This is a genomic window from Arthrobacter sp. AL12 (assembly GCF_029960645.1).
Lineage (GTDB): Bacteria > Actinomycetota > Actinomycetes > Actinomycetales > Micrococcaceae > Arthrobacter.
The window spans coordinates 1-18964 of record NZ_JASBQY010000010.1 but is presented as its reverse complement, the minus strand read 5'-3'; the positions used below and the strand labels follow the sequence as shown (position 1 = coordinate 18964).

Genomic DNA, 18964 nt, shown 5'->3' with positions numbered 1-18964 from the left:
CGACTGCTCCTCGGAATCCACGAGTCTCCGTCCCTAAGCTACCTCTTACTACACGGTGTCCAGGTCTTGCCTCCGGGGGCATAGCAACGCGGACCGTTGTATCCCGGGTACGGGTTGGGCGCGGGGGCCGGGGCTGCCGGAGGTACATAGGCCGGGGGTACGTACGCCGGAGGGACATAGGCAGGCGGAACATACGGTGCCGGAACGGGCGGCAGGTTTCGAAGCCGTTCAGCTTCTGCCGCAGCCGCTGCTGCGGCCGAAGCTTCCGCCGCCTGGCGGGCAGACGCGGCAGCGGCAGCATCCGCAAGTTCCTTCTTCTTCGCGCCAATGGAAATCTTGTGCGCGGCCCCTGCTTCGGCAGCCGAATCCAGCCTATTCACCATTGCGGTCAGTTGAGCCGCGTTGTATGCGGCCCAGTGGACGTGGTTCTTGGCGTTCGCTGCAGCCTTGAGCGCGGCGACCACGGCCAGTGCGGCGACCAGTCCTGCGTGGCTCTCATCGAGGTCTGAGGCAGCCTCGGCTAGCGGTGCGGCCACGATCGTTTCGATGGTCCTGGATGCTTGTTCGACCTGCTGTGCGGGCAGGCAGGGAATTTCCGCCGAGTTGAGTCCGACACCCCTCGTGCGGGCATCCTCGAACGCCGTGACGACCGGCGGATAGAACTTCCTGTTGGGTTCGATCAAGAGAGGAACTCCGAAGCCCGTCCGCGCTACCTCAGCGTTGACCAGTTTCCCGTTTGAGTCGAAGACGCCGGCCAAGGTTCGGCCGTATGTGTCCAGCGGTTCCTCGTCCAATTCCAGCGTGACCTTGGAGCCGGCTGGCAGGAGCTGCTCAAGAGCTGTCGTGGCCTCTGGACCCATGCACTCGACTGGTGCCTTGGGATCCTTTGTCTCCGGAGTGTCCACGTTGAGCAGCCGGACCGTCTTTTGTTCGCCGTTAACGGAGGCTTCGAACGTATCTCCGTCAACGACACGGACGACAACTGCCTCGTTCCGAGCCGAGTTTGTTGCCGGCTCGGCTGCATTCTTTTCAGGGGCGGCGGATCCAGCGTTGCAGCCGGTCAGCGCCATGACGGCGGCAATCGCCAGTCCCGCGGCCTTGGTGCGGGCTGCAGTGCCCGACGTTGTTGACAGCAAAGTGCATTCCCCAGGAATAAGTGGTGTGGGCTTTTCCATGCTGGAGTTGCCCGAATGACATTGACGATACTTTGCCGAGCCGGAATCCAACTTTTCCATTGGCGCCTTATCGTGATCCCCACGATAGTCTGGCTCCACACTGATCTTCAGCGTGGAGCCAGCCGTTTCCGGGGGGAACCGAACTACATGAGCCTGTCCGATCTGTCCGGAGCAGCGCCGGACCCAGCCCGCGGCGGCCTTTCCGCGGGAAGCCCGGCAGCGGTGGCGCTCGCCGACCCCGAACGGGCGGTCCGCCCCGTCTGGGTCACCGGCGTCGTCCTCGTCAACGTGGGCATCAATGCGGCATTCTTCGGCCCGCTCCAGGTGCTCCTTGGCCAGCAGGCCGCGGCGTTCAGCGAGGGCGACAAGGAGGCCATCCTCGCCCTCGTTACCGGAGCCGGTGCAGCGGTCTCCCTTGTGGCCAACCCCTTGTTCGGTGCGTTCAGCGACCGCACCACCTCACGCCTGGGCCGCCGCGTGCCCTGGGTCCTTTTCGGGGCCATTCTCGGCGCGGCGGCCCTGATCGCGCTCGCCGGGGCGCCGAACATTGCCATCATGGCGCTGCTCTGGTGCCTCGTGCAGGCCGGCTGCAACGGAGCCTATGCCGCAGTCACCGCCGCCATCCCGGACCGCGTGCCCGTGGCCCAGCGCGGCACCGTGGGGGGCCTGGCCGCCATGGGCCAGACCATCGGCATTCTTATCGGTGCGGTGATCGCCGCAGCGGTCACCGGGAACTTCGCCGTCGGCTACCTGGTCTGCGCCGTGGCGCTGCTCGCCGGCGTCGTGCTGTACTTCTTCAAGAACGACGACGTCCCGCTCCCCGCCGGGGCACGCCCGCCGTTCAGCCTGGCCGGCTTCGCCAAGGACTTCTGGATTTCCCCGGTGCTCCACCCGGACTTCGCCTGGGCCTGGCTGACCCGGCTCCTGGTGAACATCGGCAACCATATGGTCACCCTGTACCTGCTCTTCTTCCTCAAGGACGCCGTCCATCTTCAGGAGACGCAGGGCATCGCGCCGGAGTTCGGTGTACTGGTCCTGACCGGCCTCTACGCGGTGATGGTGATGGTGACCAGTGTCGTCGGCGGCCGGCTGAGCGACCGGATGGGGAAGCGGAAGCCGCTCGTGATCATCTCCTCGGTCATCATCGCGGCGGCGTCGCTGATCCTGGCGTTCGCGCCGAACTGGACCGGGGCCCTGCTGGGCGCCTCGGTACTGGGAATCGGCTTCGGCTGCTACCTGGCGGTGGATTTCGCCCTCATCACCCAGGTGCTTCCGACGTCGCTGAGCCGCGGGAAGGATCTGGGGGTCCTCAACATCGCCAACTCCCTGCCCCAGGTGCTCGCTCCGCTCATCGCCTTCCCCTTTGTCACGCTGTGGGGAGGCTACGTTTCGTTGTACATTGCGGCGGCCGTGATCGGGCTGCTGGGGGCCGTCTTTGTGGTCAAAATCAAGGGCGTCGACTAGGCCAGGGCCCGCCGCGGGGTGGCTCCCGCCGGCACTGTTTGTGACTGGCGTCGGGCCCGGGAGCGTGGCGTATAGTGGACGGGAATTGCCGCGGCAGCGCTGTGGGGCATCGCTCCCGGCTGCCGAGAAAACCGACCCCGGAACGCTGCTGATGCCTGAATTTCACTCAGAACTTCCACCGATGGCCCCTCCGCCCACCCTGCCCCGGCAGCGGCTCCGCTACACCCGGATCCTCGACATCGGCGCCGGGTTCGCCCGCAAGGGCCTGGACTCGGTGGTCCTGTCCGAAGTCGCGGCCAAGGCCGATGTTCCGCTGGGCACGCTGTACCGGTACTTTCCCTCGGCCACCCAGTTGGTGCTGGCGCTCTACCGCAAACAGTTGGCGGAACTGCACGCAGCCGCACCCGCGGAGAAATCCCCGGGAAGGACTGCGAACCCGCCCGCACGGAGCGCCGGGAACGCGGGGGGCGCAGGGGGTGATGTGCCGGTCCACTAGCTGGTCGGCGTCGTGATGGAAATCTTCCACATGCGCCTCATGCAGCCTGCCGTGGAGCAGTGCCTGAACAGGGCCGTCTACACCAAGGACACGGACACCACGAAGCTGCTCAGCGAGATCGACTCCGCTGCCGAGAAGGCCGTCACGGCCGTCAGCGGCGACGCCGCGATCTCGCGCGGGTCCTGCTGCTGACCGTCACTGGACTGGTTCAGTCGGTCCGCTGCCGGAGGCTGTCCCTCTTCGAAGCCGAGGAAGATCTCAAAAAGGCGTGTTTCCTGCTGACATGCACCCGCCGGGCGGCGTAACTGGTCTAGACCAATCCGATAAATTAGCGGCCGGTAGCGGCGCTATTCCGTCATCCGGGCCACAGATTCGGCCGGATAAACGTTTAACCAAGCGCCGGAGTATGTCGCCGGACACGTCACGGCCCGCAGGATCTGTTTACCATTGCAGAACCGGAGCGGCCCAGCCGCCTGCGGTACCCGGAGCTTCACCGCAGACCCACCAACCCTGGGTCGCTGCTGACGTTCCCCAGACCATCTTGAGCATCCCGGTGCTTGAGCTTCCATGTGCCGTACGCCCACGGTGAGCCCCAGGAGACAACGAAGTGTCCATTGAAACGAATAACGCCGCCGACGCCACGTCCCCCGAGCCCGCAGCAGCGCTCAGTGACGAGGAAATTTTCGCCTCCCACCAGGGCGGCAAGCTTTCCATCGCCAGCACCGTGCCGCTCGCTAGCAAGCGCGACCTGTCCATCGCCTACACACCCGGCGTCGCCCAGGTCAGCCGCGCCATCGCGGCCAACCCGGAACTCGCCAAGACCCTCACCTGGGCCCAGCGACTCGTGGTCGTCGTCAGCGACGGCACGGCGGTCCTCGGCCTTGGCGACATCGGCGCCAGCGCCTCGCTGCCCGTGATGGAGGGCAAATCGGCCCTCTTCAAGGCCTTCGGCGAGCTCGACTCCATCCCGCTGGTGCTCAACACCACCAACGTCGACGAGATCGTCGAGACCCTCGTCCGGCTGCGCCCGAGCTTCGGCGCGGTCAACCTTGAAGACGTCTCCGCGCCGCGTTGCTTCGAGCTCGAGGAGAAGCTCATCGAGGCCCTCGACTGCCCCGTCATGCACGATGACCAGCACGGCACCGCCGTCGTGGTCCTCGCGGCCCTGACCGGCGCCGCCAAGGTGACCGGACGCGGGCTCGAGAAGCTGCGCGTTGTCGTCTCGGGCGCCGGCGCCGCCGGGATCGCCGTCGCGCAGATGCTGCTCGCCGCCGGAATCAGCGACGTGGTGCTGCTGGACTCCCGCGGCGTCATCAACAGCGAGCGGGCGGACATCGCCGCCGATCCCGCCAGCAAGAAGGCCCAGCTGGCCGAGAGCGGCAACCCGCGCGGTATCTCCGGCGGACCCGCCGATGCCATGCTGGACGCCGACGTGTTCATCGGGGTCTCCTCCTCCCAGCTGGCCGAGGAACACCTCAAGCTGATGAGCCAGGACTCGATCGTGTTCGCCCTGTCGAACCCGGATCCCGAAGTCCTGCCCGAGGTAGCGCGCCGGTACGCGGCCGTCGTCGCCACGGGCCGCAGCGACTTCCCGAACCAGATCAACAACGTCCTCGCCTTCCCCGGCATCTTCCGCGGAGCCCTCGACGCCGGCGCGCGCCGGATCACGCCGGCGATGAAGCTGGCTGCGGCCCGCGCCATCGCCGCGCTGGCCGACGCGGACCTTTCCGCCGACTACATCGTCCCCAGTCCGCTGGACCCGAGGGTGGCCCCGGCGGTGTCCGCCGCCGTCGCCGCGGCGGTTGAAGCCGAGTAGCCACCGCAGCACAGACGACGACGGCGGCGCTTCCTTGGGGGATGCGGCGCCGTCGTCGTTTCCTGGTGCCGGCCGGGGCCGCCCGGGCGGGCCGGAACCACAGGCCCTCGCGCCTTAGACTGGGGCGATGAACTCCGAGACTGTTGTGACGATTCTGTGCGGCCTCGCCATCCTGGTGGGCGTGGCCGGTACCGTCATCCCCGTATTGCCCGGCAGCATCCTGATCGCGCTGAGCCTGCTGGCCTGGGCCATCTGGGGCGGCGCCGGAACCACCGGCTGGGTGGTGTTCGCGGTCGGCATGGTCTTCGTCCTGGCCGGAATGGCCGCCAGCGCGGTCCTGACCGGCCGGAAACTCAAACAGCACAGCATTCCCAGCCGCTCGGTGGTGGCCGGGCTGGTCCTCGGCGTCGTGGGGATGTTCATCATTCCGGTGGTGGGCCTGTTCGTCGGTTTCGCCGCCGGGCTGCTGCTCAGCGAGCTGCACCGCACGCGGGCCATCGGCACCGCTGCGGCCTCCAGCTGGGCCGCCTTAAAGGCCACCGGGTTGGGCATGATCGTCGAGTTCGGACTCGCCTGCCTCGCTGGCAGCACCTGGGTGATCGGCCTGTGGATTTCGGCCGCGGCCTAGTCTGCCCACGGCCTCTCCGCGGCTACTAGCATGGATATATGAGCGCCGGACCAGGACAATCCGCACCCCGCCCAGCCCTGTACCGCGACTTGCGCGACCTGGCGCCATTCCGCACGCCGGTCATCCGGACGCCTGTCCGCGGCCTCGCCGAGGGCGTGGGCGGCGCGGTCTCCGGAGTCCTTGCCGGGCGGACCCGTGGCGCCCTGCCGGTGGAGGGCGGCGCGCCCCGGCTCGGGAAGGTGGGCGGCAAAGCCCCGGGCAAGGCGGCGAAGGCCGTGCACGCCGCGATCTTCGGCAGCTCCGACCCAAACCGGCTGATCGCCCTGGCGCACACCTACCCCGGGTGGGCCGGGCTGTGCTACCTGATGGCAGGGCTGCAGAGCTTCGCCCAGGGTGGCCACCTGCGCGCTGCCGAACTGCTCCAGCGCGGGATGCTGACCAAGAGCGACGACGACGCGAACCGTTACGCCTCCACCTACCTGGCCCGTGTCATCACCCGGGTGGCCGTCGCCGAGCGGGTCGACGTTCCGGTCCTGTTCAGCGAGGAGGCGGTGTTCCTGGCGCTGTCCCACTCACTGCGCGAGACCGGCCAGACGGAGACTGCCCTCGCGGCGCTGAACGGACTGCCGCCGTCGTTGCCCATGGCCCTGGCGCGCTGCACACTGGCCGCCTCGCTGGGGCGGCACGAGGAGGTGGTGGCTGACACTGAAGGGCTGCTCAACGGGGATGACCTGTCGGCGGCACTGCTCCTGGTGCGGGCCCGCTCGCTGCGGAAATTCGGCGCCAACGCGGCCGCCCGTGCCGCCCTGCAGGAGGTCCTGCGCCGACGCTCGACCGACTTCACGCTCCGCAGCGATGCCCTGACGGACCGGGCGCTCCTGCTGCTGGACAACGGACGGAAGGCACTGAACCGGCTGGAGCGGCAGCACCGTCAGTCCGCAGACCTGGAGACGGTCCGGGCCATCCGCAAGGACGCGGAACTCCACGAGCTCTGGGACCGCGAATACGGCCGGACCGACGACGACTGAACCAGGGCGAAGTGTCCGGTCCCGGATGGATGGCCCTTGCGGGCCCCCGGAAACAGGGAGTACAACCGAGGAATGAGGGATGCGGCAGCGCGCTGGATGCAGCACTACATCACTGCCTGGACGTCGAACGCGCCGGAGGACATCAGGGCGCTGTTCACGGAGGACGCCGTCTACTCCACCCGCCCGGATGATCCCGAGCCGTGGACGGGACGCGAGGAGATCGTGGAACGCTGGATCGCCAGCCATGACGAGCCGGGGGACTGGACGTTCGAGTGGAAACTTCTCGGCGTCGACGGCGGAAGGGCCTTCGTGGAGGGCCGCACCGACTACCGCCGGGACAGCCGGAGCTACGACAACCTCTGGATCATCCAGCTCGCGGTCGACGGCCGGGCCACAGCGTTCACCGAGTGGTTCATGCCGCGCGCGGCGGCCGGCTGAGGTTCAGCCGCGGGATAGGGCCTGGCCCAGGAGCGGCACCAGCTGCTCGGACATCAGGACGGTGCCCAGGGCCACCATGATGATGCCGCTGGCGAGCGTCACTTTCCGCGCCGCCCCCGGCCGGGAGTGCAGCAGCCTGCGCGCCAGCAAGGCAACGGCGCTGTAGACCACTCCGACCAGGAGAACAAACGTCAAGCCGAGGAGGCCGGACTGGACGGGCACAGGCAGGCCGCACCGGGGCAGTTTCGGACTTGTTTCGCGACTACCCGACAGGGCTGACGTGCACGATGATGACCTGGACGTCTTTCGAACCGTCATAACGCAGGTCGTAGCTTACATTCAAGCCGGTTGCGGTTCCCGGGCCGAGGGCGAAGCTGCTCTCGTCCTCCGGCCGGGCGCTGATCGAGGTTATCCAGCCTTCGGCGGCGCGGCTCTCGATGCCGTACCGTTCCACGCCGTCGCGGATCAGGGCGAAGTACTCGTCCCGTGACTCCGCGGTGAGGAAGTACGTGATCTGGCTGAAGTCCGGCTGGGAGTCCGTGGTCAGAAAGCGGATGCGGTCCGTCTGTCCCCGGATCTCGCCGCTCGGCCCGGCGACGGTGAGCGCCATCTTGCCCGCTCCGCGGGTGCTGATTTCCGGGCCGTGGCTGTCGTCCGTCAGACGTACCGCGGATTTGAGGAGCTCTCCGCCCGTCATATCCAGGCGCGCCTGGCGGCTGCTTTCAATCTGCTGAACACCGGCAGCGTCGAGGGTCGAGTATTCGGAGGATGTCACTGTGCTCCCTGGGGGCGGGGTAGGTTCGGAGGAAGAGCCGGGGGACGGGGGACGGACGACTTGGCAGCCTGTGATCAGCAGGCTTGAGCCCAGGGCTGCTGCGGCCAGCGCGGCCGCCCAGCGCCTCACCCGGAGGTTCGTGATCACTGGTACACCTCGGAACTGAAGCCTGACGCAAAGCGCTCCATTATCTGCGGGACGTTGTTTGTCGGGCGGTGCTGCTCCACACGGTCGTTGAAATCGGAGCCGATGATGTCCCGGGCGCCTTCCGGATCTGCGGCGAGCAGCTTCTGGTACGCCGGGAGCGTGTCCTGGTCGATCAGGGCCCAGCGCTGGTCGGCGTCGGCGATATTTCCATCCGGGAACCCGGTGGTGAAGTCGGTGCGGAACTGGGACGGGTTATCCCAGGACGTCAGGGGTACGTTTTGTGGGCCGGGGCTCTCCACGCTGAATCCGTAGGGGAAGACCTCGGCGAAGCTCTTGGCTTCCGGAATGGACGGTTCTCCCGCGAGGGTCACCAGATAGGTCACGGCTTCCCCGCCGGGATGATCGCGCATAGCGACGTAATCGTCGGCGATAATGTCATTCTGTTCCCTAAAGAGCAATGCGGTGTTTCCTTTTCGGACCTCGTCGGGTTCGCCGGACGCGATCTGCTGCCACGACTTGGCGGTTCCGGCGTCAATGGCACCGGAATCACGCAGTCGGTTGATTTCCGCCAGGCCGCCGCTGAGGTAGGCCTCGTGCTGCCGGGCCTGGTCCAGGAAGATCTCCTTATTCATATCCAGCATGCTGGTTTCGTAGAATCTGATCTCCGCATCGGTCATGCCCGCCAGTTGGCGTAGCTCGTCCAGCATCGGCAGTGGAATGTTCGACGCCGGATTGTCGGTGATCTGCTGGGCGAGGTCCCTCATCACGGCCATGTCCTTGAACCCGCCGGCAAAGGATGGGCCGATCATGTTGGCCATTCCGGCCCACTGCAGGTCAGCGTCGGTGAGGTAGGCCTGTCCGTAGAAATCGTAGACCCGCTTGATGGTTTCCCAGTTGAAGTCGGTGCCCTGGGCGGTGTCCCAGGTTGCGGGGTCGATCCCCATTCCGCGCATCGCCTGGTGGTTCCAATGGTTGCTCAGGAAATCGGCGTATTCAGGGGACCTCACGTCGATCAGCCCAGAATCAGCCGCTGCGTCCATCGCGGTTTTCGCAGCCTCCGGGTTTCTCAGCGCCCAGTCCTGGAATTCGTTGCTCAGCAGGTAGGCCGCGCGTTCCGCCGGTGTCATGCCGCCAAGGATGTCGGTGAGTTGCTGGGCCGTGCCGGTGCCGTTCGCGGCGACGCCTCCCAGCGGGGAACCGGCGCCGCCCTGGCTGCTGCGCTCCTGTTCACCGGCATTGAGCAGCAGCGCCTTGGATGCTGCATCGATTCCGGCAGACGCGGCCTTCAGGGCCCGGAGGTGTGAGGAGGTCCAGTCGCCGCGGAAGCGGTCGCCGTCGTTGCCCTTCCAGGGGCTCATGCTGATGGTGCCGCTGAGCAGTTGTCCAAGCTGGTTTAGCCGCTGGGCGCTGCCGGCCAGGTCCTTGGCCAGCCGGCGCAGCTGGGCGACGTCCGCCCCGTAGAAGTTGCCCGCCACATGTCCCCCGACTCTTTGTTGCACCCGCTTGATTGCCACGGTCAGCCTAACCGCATTCCAGGTGGGCAGCGATGGGGAGGTCTCCCCGCCGCCGGGGCTGCAAGGTCAGGAACCGAGCAGCCCCGTGGTCCGGTAGGGGATGACCTCACGAAGGAACATGCTGGTGGAGGTCCGCACGATCCCGGGACAGAGCCGGATTTCCTCCGAGACGCGGTACAGGTCGTCCGGGCTTTTCGCCACCACCCGGATCAGCAGGTCCGTCTCGCCGGCCGGTGCGTGGCATTCCAGTACCTCGGGGATGTTCCGCAGCGCTGCAATCGCCTCATCCAGGTGGCTCTGGTCAAGTTCGGCACTGACCGACGCCGCCACGCCGCGGCCCAGCGCGGAGGGCAGCACCCGGCTGCTGTTCGGACGGAGCGCGCCCGACGCCGTCATCCGCTCCAGGCGCGACTGCACGGTGCCGCGGGCCAGGCCCAGTTTCTGGGCCAGCACCATAATGGGCAGCCGGGGATCCTGGTCGAGGGCGAGGAGGATTCGCCGGTCGGTCGCGTCGAGTTCCTGCAAAATGACCACTTCCTGTTCGATGTCCCGGCCAGAGTTGATCAGATTGACCAGTTCGAGGGATGTCCGTTGCACCAACTGTAGGACTTCTGTTGAAATAGTGACAACAAAGGGACGAAGGCCACCGCCGGATCCCAACGGCTACAAGTACCCCGGCACACCACCCGGACCTTGGATGAGGCTTCCCGCAAGGAACCCGCCCGCTGATTGACTCTTGTTCACACCATCGTCTTTCCGCACCAATCTCCGTATTCGCAGTGCCATGGCCCGGAGCAATGCCCCGGGTCCGGCACGGCAAGAGCCCCTGAGCCACCGACGTCGGTATTCCCGGAGTCATCGGTAGCTGAGGGGCTCTTGTGTGTGCCCCACAGACAACGCGGGGTCATTCCCGGCCCACGTCCGGCCCCGTTATGGGCCGTTAGTGACTCCGCGTTGCAGTTGGTGCCGGGGCGGCGGCGCATAGGCTGGTGCCATGACTTCAGCCGGCCGTTTCGCGCCCAGCCCCTCCGGCGAACTGCATGTCGGCAACCTCCGCACGGCCATCCTCGCGTGGCTCTTCGCCCGGTCCACCGGCAGGCGGTTTCTCATGCGGGTTGAGGACCTGGACCGGGCCCGGTCCGGCGCCGAGGCGGGGCAACTCCGGGACCTGGCCGCGATCGGCATCACCTGGGACGGCGTTATCGTCCGCCAGACCGACCGCGAGCCCTTCTACGCCGAGGCGATCGCCGGACTGACCGCGGCGGGCCTGACCTATGAGTGCTTCTGCACCCGCCGCGAAATCCAGGAGGCGCCGTCGGCGCCGCACGCTCCGCAGGGGGCCTACCCGGGCACCTGCCGGAACCTGTCGGAGGCCGAACGCGCGGTCAAGCGCGCCGTCCGTCCAGCGGCTGTCCGGCTCCGGTCCGCCGTGGCCGCGGCGACCGTGCAGGACGTCCTGCACGGCAGCTACACCGGAGTGGTGGATGACTTTGTGCTCCGCCGCAACGACGGCGTGACGGCCTACAACCTTGCCGTGGTGGTGGACGACGCCGCCCAGGGCATCGACCAGGTGGTCCGCGGCGACGACCTGCTGCCCTCCACTCCCCGGCAGGCCTACCTCGCCTCGCTGCTGAATATGCTTGTCCCGGAATATGCGCATGTGCCGCTGGTGCTGAACGCCGACGGCGCCCGGCTGGCCAAGCGCGACGGCGCTGTGACACTCGCGGACCTTGCGGCCGAGGGCATTCCGGTGGGCGGGGTGCGGGACGTGCTGCTGGCATCTCTGGGGCTGCCGGCCGGTCCTCTGGGACAGGCGCTCGCGGTGTTTGAGCCTGCCGTGCTGCCGCGGGAGCCATGGATCTGGCCGGGGATGGCCGGGCCGGACGCGTAGGCTGGAAGCATGTCAGAACCAGAATCCAGGGAAGCGCCCACCCGGCAGCCGAGTTTTACCGTCGAGACTGCGAAAATCCTCGCCGAAGTGGCCCACAACCGCCAGAAGGACAAGCTCAAGCGGCCATACCGTGAGCACGTAATCGCCGTCGGAGATGCCCTGGCGGACTTCGACGATGACATCAGGATTGCCGGCTACCTTCACGACATCGCCGAGGACACCCCCATGACCCGGCAGGCGCTGCTGGACATGGGCGTCACCGAGCGGGCCGCGGACATCATTGAACGCGTCACCAAGCGCCTGCATGAGAACCCGGACGACTACCAGGCCGGCATCCGTTACATCGCGGAGGACCACGACGCCACCCTGGTGAAAATTGCGGACAACGCGCACAACTCCCTGCCGGAGCGTGTCAGGGCACTGGCCGAGAAGTGGCCGGACAAGCCGCCGGTCACCCGCTACAACGAGGCCCGCCCGTTGCTCTATGCCGCGGTTCCGGTGGAGGAAACCCGCAAAATCCTGGCCCGGATCAACCCCTCGCTGCTGGAGGAACTCGACGATCTGCTCGACGAGGCGGACGACACCGACTACGAGAACCTCTCCTACGAGGACGCCGCGGAGGACACGACCGCGGCCGAGCCGGCGCCCGGACCCAGCGAGACCCCGGCCGCGGACCCCGAGTCCGAGCCGGCGCCCGGACCCAGCGAGACCCCGGCCGCGGACCCCGAGTCCGTGCCGCGCCGGGCCTGAGCCGGCTCGGTCCCGCCGGGGCCGGCCGCTTCGGAAACCCTGTCCGCCGTCGTCCCTAACAGCAACGCGGGGTCACGTCGCGCCCATCCGGGCGCCCACCATGGGCGCTAGCTGACCCCGCGTTGCTTCAGGGGGTCAGACCCGGCCCAGGGCGTCGATGTCCTCGAGGAACTGCTGGTGGACCTCGTCGCTGACCGTGGTCCGGGTGTCCGCTATCGCGTCGAGGTAGTCCTGCGTCGCGGGACCTTTCCGGACCGCGTCGCGGAGGGCGGCGCTGCCGCTGGAAGCCAGCCCGCCGTCGTCGTACACGGCCTTTTCCAGCGCACGCTGGGACGCGCTCCGGGCCGCGTATTCGATGTCCGCGGGGGAGAATCCTTCAGTCCGGTCCACCAGCAGCTCCACATCCACATCGTCCACAACGGTGGCGGGAATGAAGCGCTGCCACATGGCCTCGCGGGCCTGGCGGTCGGGCAGGCCGATGGGGATGACGTAGTCGAAGCGGCCGTGGCGCAGGAACGCAGTGTCCAGGGCGCGGATGAAGTTGGTGGCGCAGACCAGCAGCCGGCCGGGCTGTTCGCGGAAGGCCGGGATGATCTTGAGGAGTTCGTTGGTGACGCCCTGCAGCGGCGACGGCGGTTCGCCGGACCGCTGGGAGGCGATCTCCTCCACTTCGTCGATGAAGACGACGGCGTGTTCCAGCTCGGCGATCTCCAGGAAGGTCTCGCGCAGCGCACCGGCGAGGCCCTTGGGGTCGGCGGCCAGCCGGGAGGGGAAGACCTCCACGAAGGGCCACTCCAGGCGTGAGGCAATCGCCTTCGCGAAGGTGGTCTTGCCGGTGCCGGGAGGGCCGAACAGGACGACGGCGCGCGGCGGAACCACGCCGTACTCGTCGGCGAGGTCGGCCTCGGCCAGCGGCAGGACCAGACGTCGTTCCAGCAGTTCCTTCTCGTTCCGCATGCCGGCGACGTTTTCCCAGAGGTCGCGGGCCAGGATCCGGCCGCCGAGCTGGCTGAGGGGTTCAAGTTCCTGGCGCTGCACCGGGATCTTGCGTTCGAAATAGCGCAGGTTCTTCTTGAGCACAAAGCCGCGGCCCAGGAACGCCTCCACCCGGGTCTCGGATTCCGGCATGAGGGCGGAGAGCTTGTTCAGCCCGTGCGGGGCCATCCGGTTCTCGACGGCGGCCAGCAGCGACGTGCCGATCCCGCGGCCCCGGGATTCGGGGAGGGTGGCCAGGAAGACAATCCAGCCCTGGTCATGGGCGGCCCGTCCGATGGCGGCGCCGACGATTTGATCGCCCTGCACCGCGACGACGGCGTGGTCCTTTTCGCAGGAGGCCAGCACCTCGGAGAGCGCGTAGACCGGTTCGACGTTGGTGGCCTTGAGGGACTCCCAGAGGTGCAGGATGCCGTCGAGATCGGCGGAATGAAAATCCCTGATTCGCCAGTTGGTCATGAGGTGTCTCCCGGGTGGTTCGTCGCTGAGCCAGTGTGAAGCTGTCCGTCGAGCATATGCGACCCGCCTCGGGGAGAGGTTGCCGGGGACGTTGCGTTACGGCGCCGCCGCGACCGGCCCGGGAACCCCGCGAGGTGGGACTTCGCGCCCATGTTTCGTTCGAACATGGGCGCGAAGTCTGACCTCGACGGCGAACGGGCGGTCTACAGGCCCGCGAGCAGGTCCTTCATTTCCTGGATCTCGTCCGTCTGGGAGGCCGCGATGTCCTTGGCCAGCTGAACTGCTTCGGCCTTTTTGCCGCTCCGAACCTCGGCGTTCGCCATCTCGACGGCTCCCTCGTGGTGCGCAATCATCTGGCTGAGAAACAGCTTCGCTGCGTCCGTGCCCTGGGCGGCGCCGAGCTTTTTAAGGTCCTCGCCGCTCATCATGCCGGTCATGGAGTGGCCGCCCGGCGCCTGGGTGGGTTCGTTCCAGTCCTTGAGCCAGCCGTTCATCTTCTCGATCTCGGGCGCCTGGGCGGCTTTGATCTTCATGGCCAGCGCGGTGATCCTGGCGTCGATGCCCTGCTGCTTCAGGATGATGTTGCTCATCTCCACGGCCTGGGCGTGGTGCGGGATCATTCCCTGGACGAACATTGTGTCCGAGCCGTTGTGGCCCGCGGCCGCAGGTGCTGCACTCGAGCCCATGGTGCTGTGGTCCATGCCCGGCATGCTACCGCTGCCGTCGGAACTGCCGGGGGTGGAGCAGCCGGCCAGTGCCATAACGGCGGCGAGGGCGGCGGCGGAAATAGTGAGGGTCTTCTCCATGGGAGGTCATGTCCTTCGTTGGTCCCGGCGGCAGTGGACGCCGGGGTGGAGCAGCGCTGAGGCTGCCGGAATCGGCGGCCATACGCTTGGTGGTGGTGGTGGTGGTGGTGGTGGTGGTGGTGGTGGTGCGGCGGCGTCGTCACGGCACATGCCCATTCCTACGTGCGGCTGATGGACAGGTCCCGGGGTGTGGGCGTCCCCGGCAGATAGGCGTAGCCGAACAGGCGGGCAGCCCCCTCTGCGGTCCAGGGCTGGGCCTCCAGCAGGATGGTTCCGGGCTGCGGGGCGCCCAAGGAGGCCCCTGCAGGCGACGGCGTGCAGCCGACGTGAACCCCTGGCCCCTTGGCGCATCCGCCCTGGCAGGTGCACGACGGCGGGACTTGGGCTTCGCCGACGGTCGCCGCAGCGGGTGTCACGGCAGCCGCGGTCTCCGCCGGAGCGGTGCCGTCGTCGGCCGGCAATCACGGCGAGCACGCCGACCAGCAGGGCGGCATGTCGGAGGACGGCGACGGAGTTGTCCGCGGCGGCTGCGGACATCGTCATCCTCCTTTCTCAGTGAGGGCTTCTCTCAGTGAGGGCTTCGGGCAGTGTCACGAAGCCCTCAGGCTACCTGTCTTCAACGCCTGCCCCGGGATTGTGTTCCGTCGGCGCAGCCAGGAATTGGCCGGAAGGGACTACTGTGACAGTATCTGCGTATGAATGCAGATATGCAGGTTGAGGTCGACAGCCCCCATGTGGAGCTGGCCGTCGAGGTGTTCTCCATGCTGGCCGACGCCACGCGCGTCCGGCTGATCCTCGCTTTGGGCGGGGGTGAGCTGCCGGTCAACGCCCTCGCGGAGCGCGTCGGGAAGCCGGCCTCAGCCGTCTCGCAGCACCTGGCCAAAATGCGGCTGGGCGGCATGGTCGCAACACGGCAGGAAGGCACCAAGGTCTTCTATCGGCTGCAGAATGACCATTCCCGCCAGCTGGTGATGGATGCTATCCACCAGGCCGAGCACGCGCTCGGCACGGCCCCGCGGCACGGCGCATGAACCGCCCGTCGGATGCCGTGGACGAACACAGCCATGGCGAAGGTCAGGAGCATAGCCGCGAAGACGGGCACGTCCACGTCCACCCGCATGCGGCTGACCACGGCGCGGACGGCCACGGCGCCCATGACCACGGCGCGGACGGCCACGTCCACCCGCATGACCGTGACCACGGCGAGCATCACCACGACCACGGCGGGTCCGGTCACAACCACACGCACGCCACCGGCCTGAAGGGCTGGCTTCAGTCAGTCTTCGTCCCCCACTCGCACGACGCTGCGGACTCCATCGATGAGGCGCTCGAATCCAGCTCCCAGGGCATCCGGGCCGTCAAGATATCCCTGCTCGGCCTTGGCACCACCGCGCTCTTCCAGCTCGTGATCGTACTGGTCAGCGGCTCCGTGGCGCTGCTGGCCGATACCGTACACAACTTCTCTGACGCGCTGACCGCGGTGCCGCTGTGGATCGCGTTCCTGCTGGGCCGCCGGAAGGCCACGCGGACGTACACATACGGGTTCGGCCGCGCTGAGGACCTCGCCGGGCTGTTCATTGTTGCGATGATCGCCCTCTCCGCGGTGGTGGCCGCCGTCGAATCGATCCGCCGTTTCTTCGAACCCCAGGCCGTGCACAATCTCGGCTGGGTGCTCGCCGCCGGGCTGGCGGGCTTCGCCGGCAACGAACTCGTGGCGATCTACCGGATCCGCGTCGGCCGGCGGATCGGTTCCGCAGCCCTGGTGGCTGACGGCGTCCATGCCCGGACGGACGGCTTCACCTCGCTGGCCGTCGTCGCCGGCGTCATCGGCGTCTGGCTCGGCTTCCCGCTGGCCGACCCGATCGTTGGCCTGCTGATTTCCGCCGCCATCGCCGTCCTCCTCTGGGGCACTGTTCGCGACGTCGGGCGGCGGCTGATGGACGGTGTCGACCCTGAGCTGACCCGGCGGGTCGCGGCCGTCGTCGCGGAACACTCCCGTTCCGGCGGCACCGCTCGGCTGCGCTGGTCCGGCCACCGGCTGCACGTGGAGATCACGGTGCCGATCCCGACGGACGCGCACCTGGTAGAGCTCGCCTCGGTGACGGCCAATCTGGAAAGCGGGGTCCGCCGGGCCATGCCGCACGTCGGTCCGGTCACTGTTGTGCCCGACTTCGCCGCAGTCGGGTCGCCGCAAACGGCCTAGATCCCCAGCGTTGCGAGACTTTGCTGCAGCGTCTCCGCCGAATGGTGCAGCGAGGCGAGTTCGCCGTCGTCCATGGGGGTATCCAGCACGGCGCGGACCCCACCATGCCCCACGATGCTGGGCAGCGACAGCGCCACCCCGGTGATCCCGTACTGGCCGTCGAGCACGGTCGACACCGGCAGGACCGCGTTTTCCGCGCGCAGCAGGGCTTCCACGATGCGCGCGCCTGACAGGCCGATCGCGTAGTTCGTGGCGCCCTTCCCCGCGATCACCTTGTAGGCCGCCTGCGTCACTTCACGCGCGGTTTCGGCGAGGTAGTCGGACGTGAAGACGCGTTCGCCCTCGACCGTCCAATTGCGGATCGGGACCGGGCCGATCGTGGCACCGGACCAGATGGGGAACTCGGTGTCGCCGTGCTCGCCCACCATGCTGGCGTGCACGCTGGTCAGGGAGACCCTTGCCTTGCGCGCCAGCAGCCAGCGCAGCCGGGATGTGTCCAGCACGGTGCCGGAGGAGAAGATGCGCGAGGATGGCAGGCCCGAGATCTTCTGCGCCGCGACAGTCAGCACATCGCAGGGGTTGGTCACCAGGACGTAGACGGCGTCCGGGGCGTGCGTGAGCAGCTGCGGCATGAGCTGTTCGAGGATGCGGACGTTGGTGCCGGCCAGGTCCAGCCGCGTCTGGCCCGGTGCTTGTTTGGCCCCGGCGGTGATGACGACGACGTCGGCCCCTTCGGTTGCGGTGATGTCCCCGCCGCCGGTGACGGTTGCCGCGGCGGCGGCGAACTGGGTGCCGTGGGCCAGGTCCAGCACCTCGGCCTCAGCCTTGGTGGCATTGACGTCGAAGAGGGCGACCCTGCTGGCCGAGCCGCGGATCAGGGCGGCGTAGGCGAGGGAAGTGCCGACGCTGCCGGCGCCGACAATTGCGAGTTTTGAGCCGGGACTCTGGGACATGGCGTGCCTCTTCCGGTCAGGCGACTCTTCTAGAGGTGCTGGATGCCTGCCCGCTGCATGGCGTCCCTGTAGACCTCGACGTTTTTGCTCAGGAGTTCTTCCTGCTTGGCGGCCGAGACGGCGAAGGCGCGGCCGCCCAGGGCGGTGGCCTTATAAATCTTGACCCCGCGGTTTTTCAGGGAGGAGTGGTAGGTCTTCTCGAAGAGTGTCAGGAAGGCATGGGCGTCGGCGCCGTGGGCGATGACAGCGGAGACGCGCCTGTTGATCTTGAGGAACTGGCGGAACGGCCGTAGCCCGTCCGTCTTCTCCTGGACGTTCAGCGCGGAGGGGAGCTCCGGATCGCGGACCCAGGGGTAGGCATTCCACGGCATCACGTACCGGGGGTCAAGCTCGACGGCCTCGTAGATGGAGGTGGCGCGGCGGGCGGCCTCGTCATCGTTGAAGTGGGAAACGAAGCCCGATTCGGTGCCCTTGCCCGGGGCGATGTGGAGGCTGACGATCCGGCACTCGTCCTCGTCATGGACGGGATCGATGTAGGGGACGACCGACCCCGGCTTCTTTTCCATCAGTTCGTCGCAAAGCTGCGTTACGGCGGCGATGTTCGGTTCCTGCAGCAGGGTCTTCTTTTCGTCCCAGTCAACAATCGTCACGATTTCTCCCTCAGCGCTCGGCGTCCAGAATCAGGCGTCTGGTTCCACTCTACGCTTTTGGGCGCTGGGGCGTTTTTCCGGGCGCCTGAAGAGGCAGCGGACCCCTAGTCACGCTGAATGGGCAGGCGTACGCTTAAAGCGCCTGCAGGTAACCACTGGATTAAGCCGGGTCGTTCTGGACATGAAAATGTCCGAGCCGTCTCATAGCGAGATCGCGAAGGTACCTGCAGGCCTTGCGTTTCAGGGGAGGCGCGCAAGACGGTCGGCCGCTGCGACCACCAGGCGATCGCCGAAGTCCTCGCCGGCGTCACCAATCCCTCCGGGAACTCCCGCTGACTTACCCGGCCGCCCTGAACCAGACGCCGCGGCCGGAGATTCCGTGCCTCGGCACACGGTGGGGGACACCGACGACCATCAACTACACCAAGGGATCCGACGTCGGCTACCCCCTGGTTCGCGAAGACCGCACAGAAGCCCCTCGTCCCCTTCGGCCACGGGCTCCGCTGCACCCGGTTCAGTTACGCGGATCTGACAGTCCAGGACCCGGACGGGGTGCGGGCCGAGTTCATCGTCACCGACGCCGGGCCGCGCCGAGGGGCCGACGTGCGGCAGCTATCGCGTGGCGTTCGGGGACTCGACCGGCGGCTACACCATGGAGGCTGATGTGGCTCTGGCCGAGTCGCAGTTTGGGCAGAAGCCGTCCTCTTGGCCCGGCAACGGTGTGGCTGCGAGTTGGCGCCGCCTTCGGGTGCGGTGGAGGTCGTTGGCTCTTTGGTGG

At 67.5% G+C, this 18964-nt stretch carries 17 protein-coding genes and 3 pseudogenes; 10 read left to right on the top strand and 10 right to left on the bottom strand.

The window, feature by feature from the left end; all coding sequences use genetic code 11:
• Positions 1–38: 38 nt before the first annotated feature.
• A complete protein-coding gene (locus QK291_RS12085) occupies positions 39–1136 on the bottom strand; it encodes a thermonuclease family protein (protein ID WP_282382148.1) in 1098 nt (365 codons plus the stop codon).
• A 186-nt stretch (positions 1137–1322) separates the two neighbouring features.
• Here QK291_RS12085 and QK291_RS12080 point away from each other — a divergent pair, with 186 nt between their 5' ends.
• From QK291_RS12080 to QK291_RS12055, 6 genes and pseudogenes are all read left to right on the top strand, one after another.
• On the top strand, positions 1323–2639 hold the full coding sequence (locus QK291_RS12080; protein ID WP_282382145.1) for an MFS transporter: 1317 nt from the start codon (positions 1323–1325) through the stop codon (positions 2637–2639).
• 151 nt (positions 2640–2790) lie between these two features.
• Positions 2791–3440: pseudogene (locus QK291_RS12075) on the top strand (TetR/AcrR family transcriptional regulator).
• 302 nt (positions 3441–3742) lie between these two features.
• The gene (locus QK291_RS12070) at positions 3743–4951 is read left to right on the top strand and encodes a malic enzyme-like NAD(P)-binding protein (protein WP_282382143.1); all 1209 of its coding nucleotides are present in this window, start codon (positions 3743–3745) and stop codon (positions 4949–4951) included.
• A gap of 127 nt (positions 4952–5078) precedes the next feature.
• Positions 5079–5579 carry a DUF456 domain-containing protein gene (locus QK291_RS12065; RefSeq protein WP_282382140.1) on the top strand — a complete coding sequence of 167 codons (501 nt, stop codon included), beginning with the start codon at positions 5079–5081 and terminating at the stop codon, positions 5577–5579.
• A 38-nt stretch (positions 5580–5617) separates the two neighbouring features.
• Positions 5618–6607 carry a hypothetical protein gene (locus QK291_RS12060; protein ID WP_282382137.1) on the top strand — a complete coding sequence of 330 codons (990 nt, stop codon included), beginning with the start codon at positions 5618–5620 and terminating at the stop codon, positions 6605–6607.
• 72 nt (positions 6608–6679) lie between these two features.
• Positions 6680–7045 (top strand): nuclear transport factor 2 family protein, encoded by a 366-nt coding sequence (locus QK291_RS12055; protein ID WP_282382134.1) that lies wholly within the window; start codon positions 6680–6682, stop codon positions 7043–7045.
• 3 nt (positions 7046–7048) lie between these two features.
• Here the strand turns inward: QK291_RS12055 and QK291_RS12050 are convergent.
• The 4 genes and pseudogenes from QK291_RS12050 to QK291_RS12035 all read right to left on the bottom strand — a co-directional run.
• Positions 7049–7273, bottom strand: a pseudogene (locus tag QK291_RS12050) (LysE family translocator); the annotation flags it as partial.
• A gap of 34 nt (positions 7274–7307) precedes the next feature.
• Positions 7308–7820, bottom strand: a complete 513-nt coding sequence (locus tag QK291_RS12045; RefSeq protein WP_348994575.1) for a hypothetical protein — start codon at positions 7818–7820, stop codon at positions 7308–7310.
• A 143-nt stretch (positions 7821–7963) separates the two neighbouring features.
• Positions 7964–9442 carry a WXG100 family type VII secretion target gene (locus QK291_RS12040; RefSeq protein ID WP_282382131.1) on the bottom strand — a complete coding sequence of 493 codons (1479 nt, stop codon included), beginning with the start codon at positions 9440–9442 and terminating at the stop codon, positions 7964–7966.
• Positions 9443–9547: 105 nt separating this feature from the next.
• Positions 9548–10006: an Lrp/AsnC family transcriptional regulator gene (locus tag QK291_RS12035; protein ID WP_282382346.1), complete on the bottom strand. Its 459-nt coding sequence runs from the start codon at positions 10004–10006 to the stop codon at positions 9548–9550.
• 469 nt (positions 10007–10475) lie between these two features.
• On the opposite strand from QK291_RS12035, the gene gluQRS reads away from it, so the two are divergent.
• Together gluQRS and QK291_RS12025 are read left to right on the top strand one after the other, a co-directional pair.
• On the top strand, positions 10476–11372 hold the full coding sequence (gene gluQRS, locus QK291_RS12030; protein WP_282382128.1) for a tRNA glutamyl-Q(34) synthetase GluQRS: 897 nt from the start codon (positions 10476–10478) through the stop codon (positions 11370–11372).
• Positions 11373–11381: 9 nt separating this feature from the next.
• Positions 11382–11981 (top strand): annotated as a pseudogene (locus tag QK291_RS12025) (HD domain-containing protein); the annotation flags it as partial.
• Positions 11982–12257: 276 nt separating this feature from the next.
• Here QK291_RS12025 and QK291_RS12020 read toward each other — a convergent pair.
• From QK291_RS12020 to QK291_RS12010, 3 genes are all read right to left on the bottom strand, one after another.
• On the bottom strand, positions 12258–13574 hold the full coding sequence (locus QK291_RS12020; protein ID WP_282382124.1) for a GNAT family N-acetyltransferase: 1317 nt from the start codon (positions 13572–13574) through the stop codon (positions 12258–12260).
• A 203-nt stretch (positions 13575–13777) separates the two neighbouring features.
• A complete protein-coding gene (locus QK291_RS12015) occupies positions 13778–14380 on the bottom strand; it encodes a DUF305 domain-containing protein (RefSeq protein ID WP_282382123.1) in 603 nt (200 codons plus the stop codon).
• Positions 14381–14538: 158 nt separating this feature from the next.
• Entirely contained in the window at positions 14539–14673 is a 135-nt protein-coding gene (locus QK291_RS12010; protein ID WP_282382121.1) for a hypothetical protein, read from the bottom strand.
• Positions 14674–15075: 402 nt separating this feature from the next.
• On the opposite strand from QK291_RS12010, the gene QK291_RS12005 reads away from it, so the two are divergent.
• Together QK291_RS12005 and QK291_RS12000 are read left to right on the top strand one after the other, a co-directional pair.
• On the top strand, positions 15076–15411 hold the full coding sequence (locus QK291_RS12005; protein WP_282382120.1) for a metalloregulator ArsR/SmtB family transcription factor: 336 nt from the start codon (positions 15076–15078) through the stop codon (positions 15409–15411).
• Complete coding sequence (locus tag QK291_RS12000; RefSeq protein ID WP_348994574.1) at positions 15408–16583, top strand: cation diffusion facilitator family transporter; 1176 nt, start codon at positions 15408–15410, stop codon at positions 16581–16583. Before QK291_RS12005 ends, QK291_RS12000 begins: the two co-directional genes overlap by 4 nt.
• On the opposite strand, the gene QK291_RS11995 is transcribed toward QK291_RS12000, so the two are convergent.
• Positions 16580–17536 (bottom strand): L-lactate dehydrogenase, encoded by a 957-nt coding sequence (locus tag QK291_RS11995; RefSeq protein ID WP_282382119.1) that lies wholly within the window; start codon positions 17534–17536, stop codon positions 16580–16582. The genes QK291_RS12000 and QK291_RS11995 overlap by 4 nt on opposite strands.
• Before the next feature lie 29 nt (positions 17537–17565).
• Positions 17566–18186 (bottom strand): uracil-DNA glycosylase, encoded by a 621-nt coding sequence (locus QK291_RS11990; protein WP_282382116.1) that lies wholly within the window; start codon positions 18184–18186, stop codon positions 17566–17568.
• Between the last annotated feature and the right edge of the window lie 778 nt (positions 18187–18964).

Coding starts and splice junctions, on each gene's coding strand:
- QK291_RS12000 (WP_348994574.1), top strand. CDS start 15,408: ATGAACCGCCCGTCGGATGCCGTGGACGAACACAGCCATGGCGAAGGT.
- QK291_RS12005 (WP_282382120.1), top strand. CDS start 15,076: ATGAATGCAGATATGCAGGTTGAGGTCGACAGCCCCCATGTGGAGCTG.
- QK291_RS12065 (WP_282382140.1), top strand. CDS start 5,079: ATGAACTCCGAGACTGTTGTGACGATTCTGTGCGGCCTCGCCATCCTG.
- QK291_RS12015 (WP_282382123.1), bottom strand. CDS start 14,380: ATGGAGAAGACCCTCACTATTTCCGCCGCCGCCCTCGCCGCCGTTATG.
- QK291_RS12020 (WP_282382124.1), bottom strand. CDS start 13,574: ATGACCAACTGGCGAATCAGGGATTTTCATTCCGCCGATCTCGACGGC.
- QK291_RS12055 (WP_282382134.1), top strand. CDS start 6,680: ATGAGGGATGCGGCAGCGCGCTGGATGCAGCACTACATCACTGCCTGG.
- QK291_RS12080 (WP_282382145.1), top strand. CDS start 1,323: ATGAGCCTGTCCGATCTGTCCGGAGCAGCGCCGGACCCAGCCCGCGGC.
- QK291_RS11995 (WP_282382119.1), bottom strand. CDS start 17,536: ATGTCCCAGAGTCCCGGCTCAAAACTCGCAATTGTCGGCGCCGGCAGC.
- gluQRS (WP_282382128.1), top strand. CDS start 10,476: ATGACTTCAGCCGGCCGTTTCGCGCCCAGCCCCTCCGGCGAACTGCAT.
- QK291_RS12060 (WP_282382137.1), top strand. CDS start 5,618: ATGAGCGCCGGACCAGGACAATCCGCACCCCGCCCAGCCCTGTACCGC.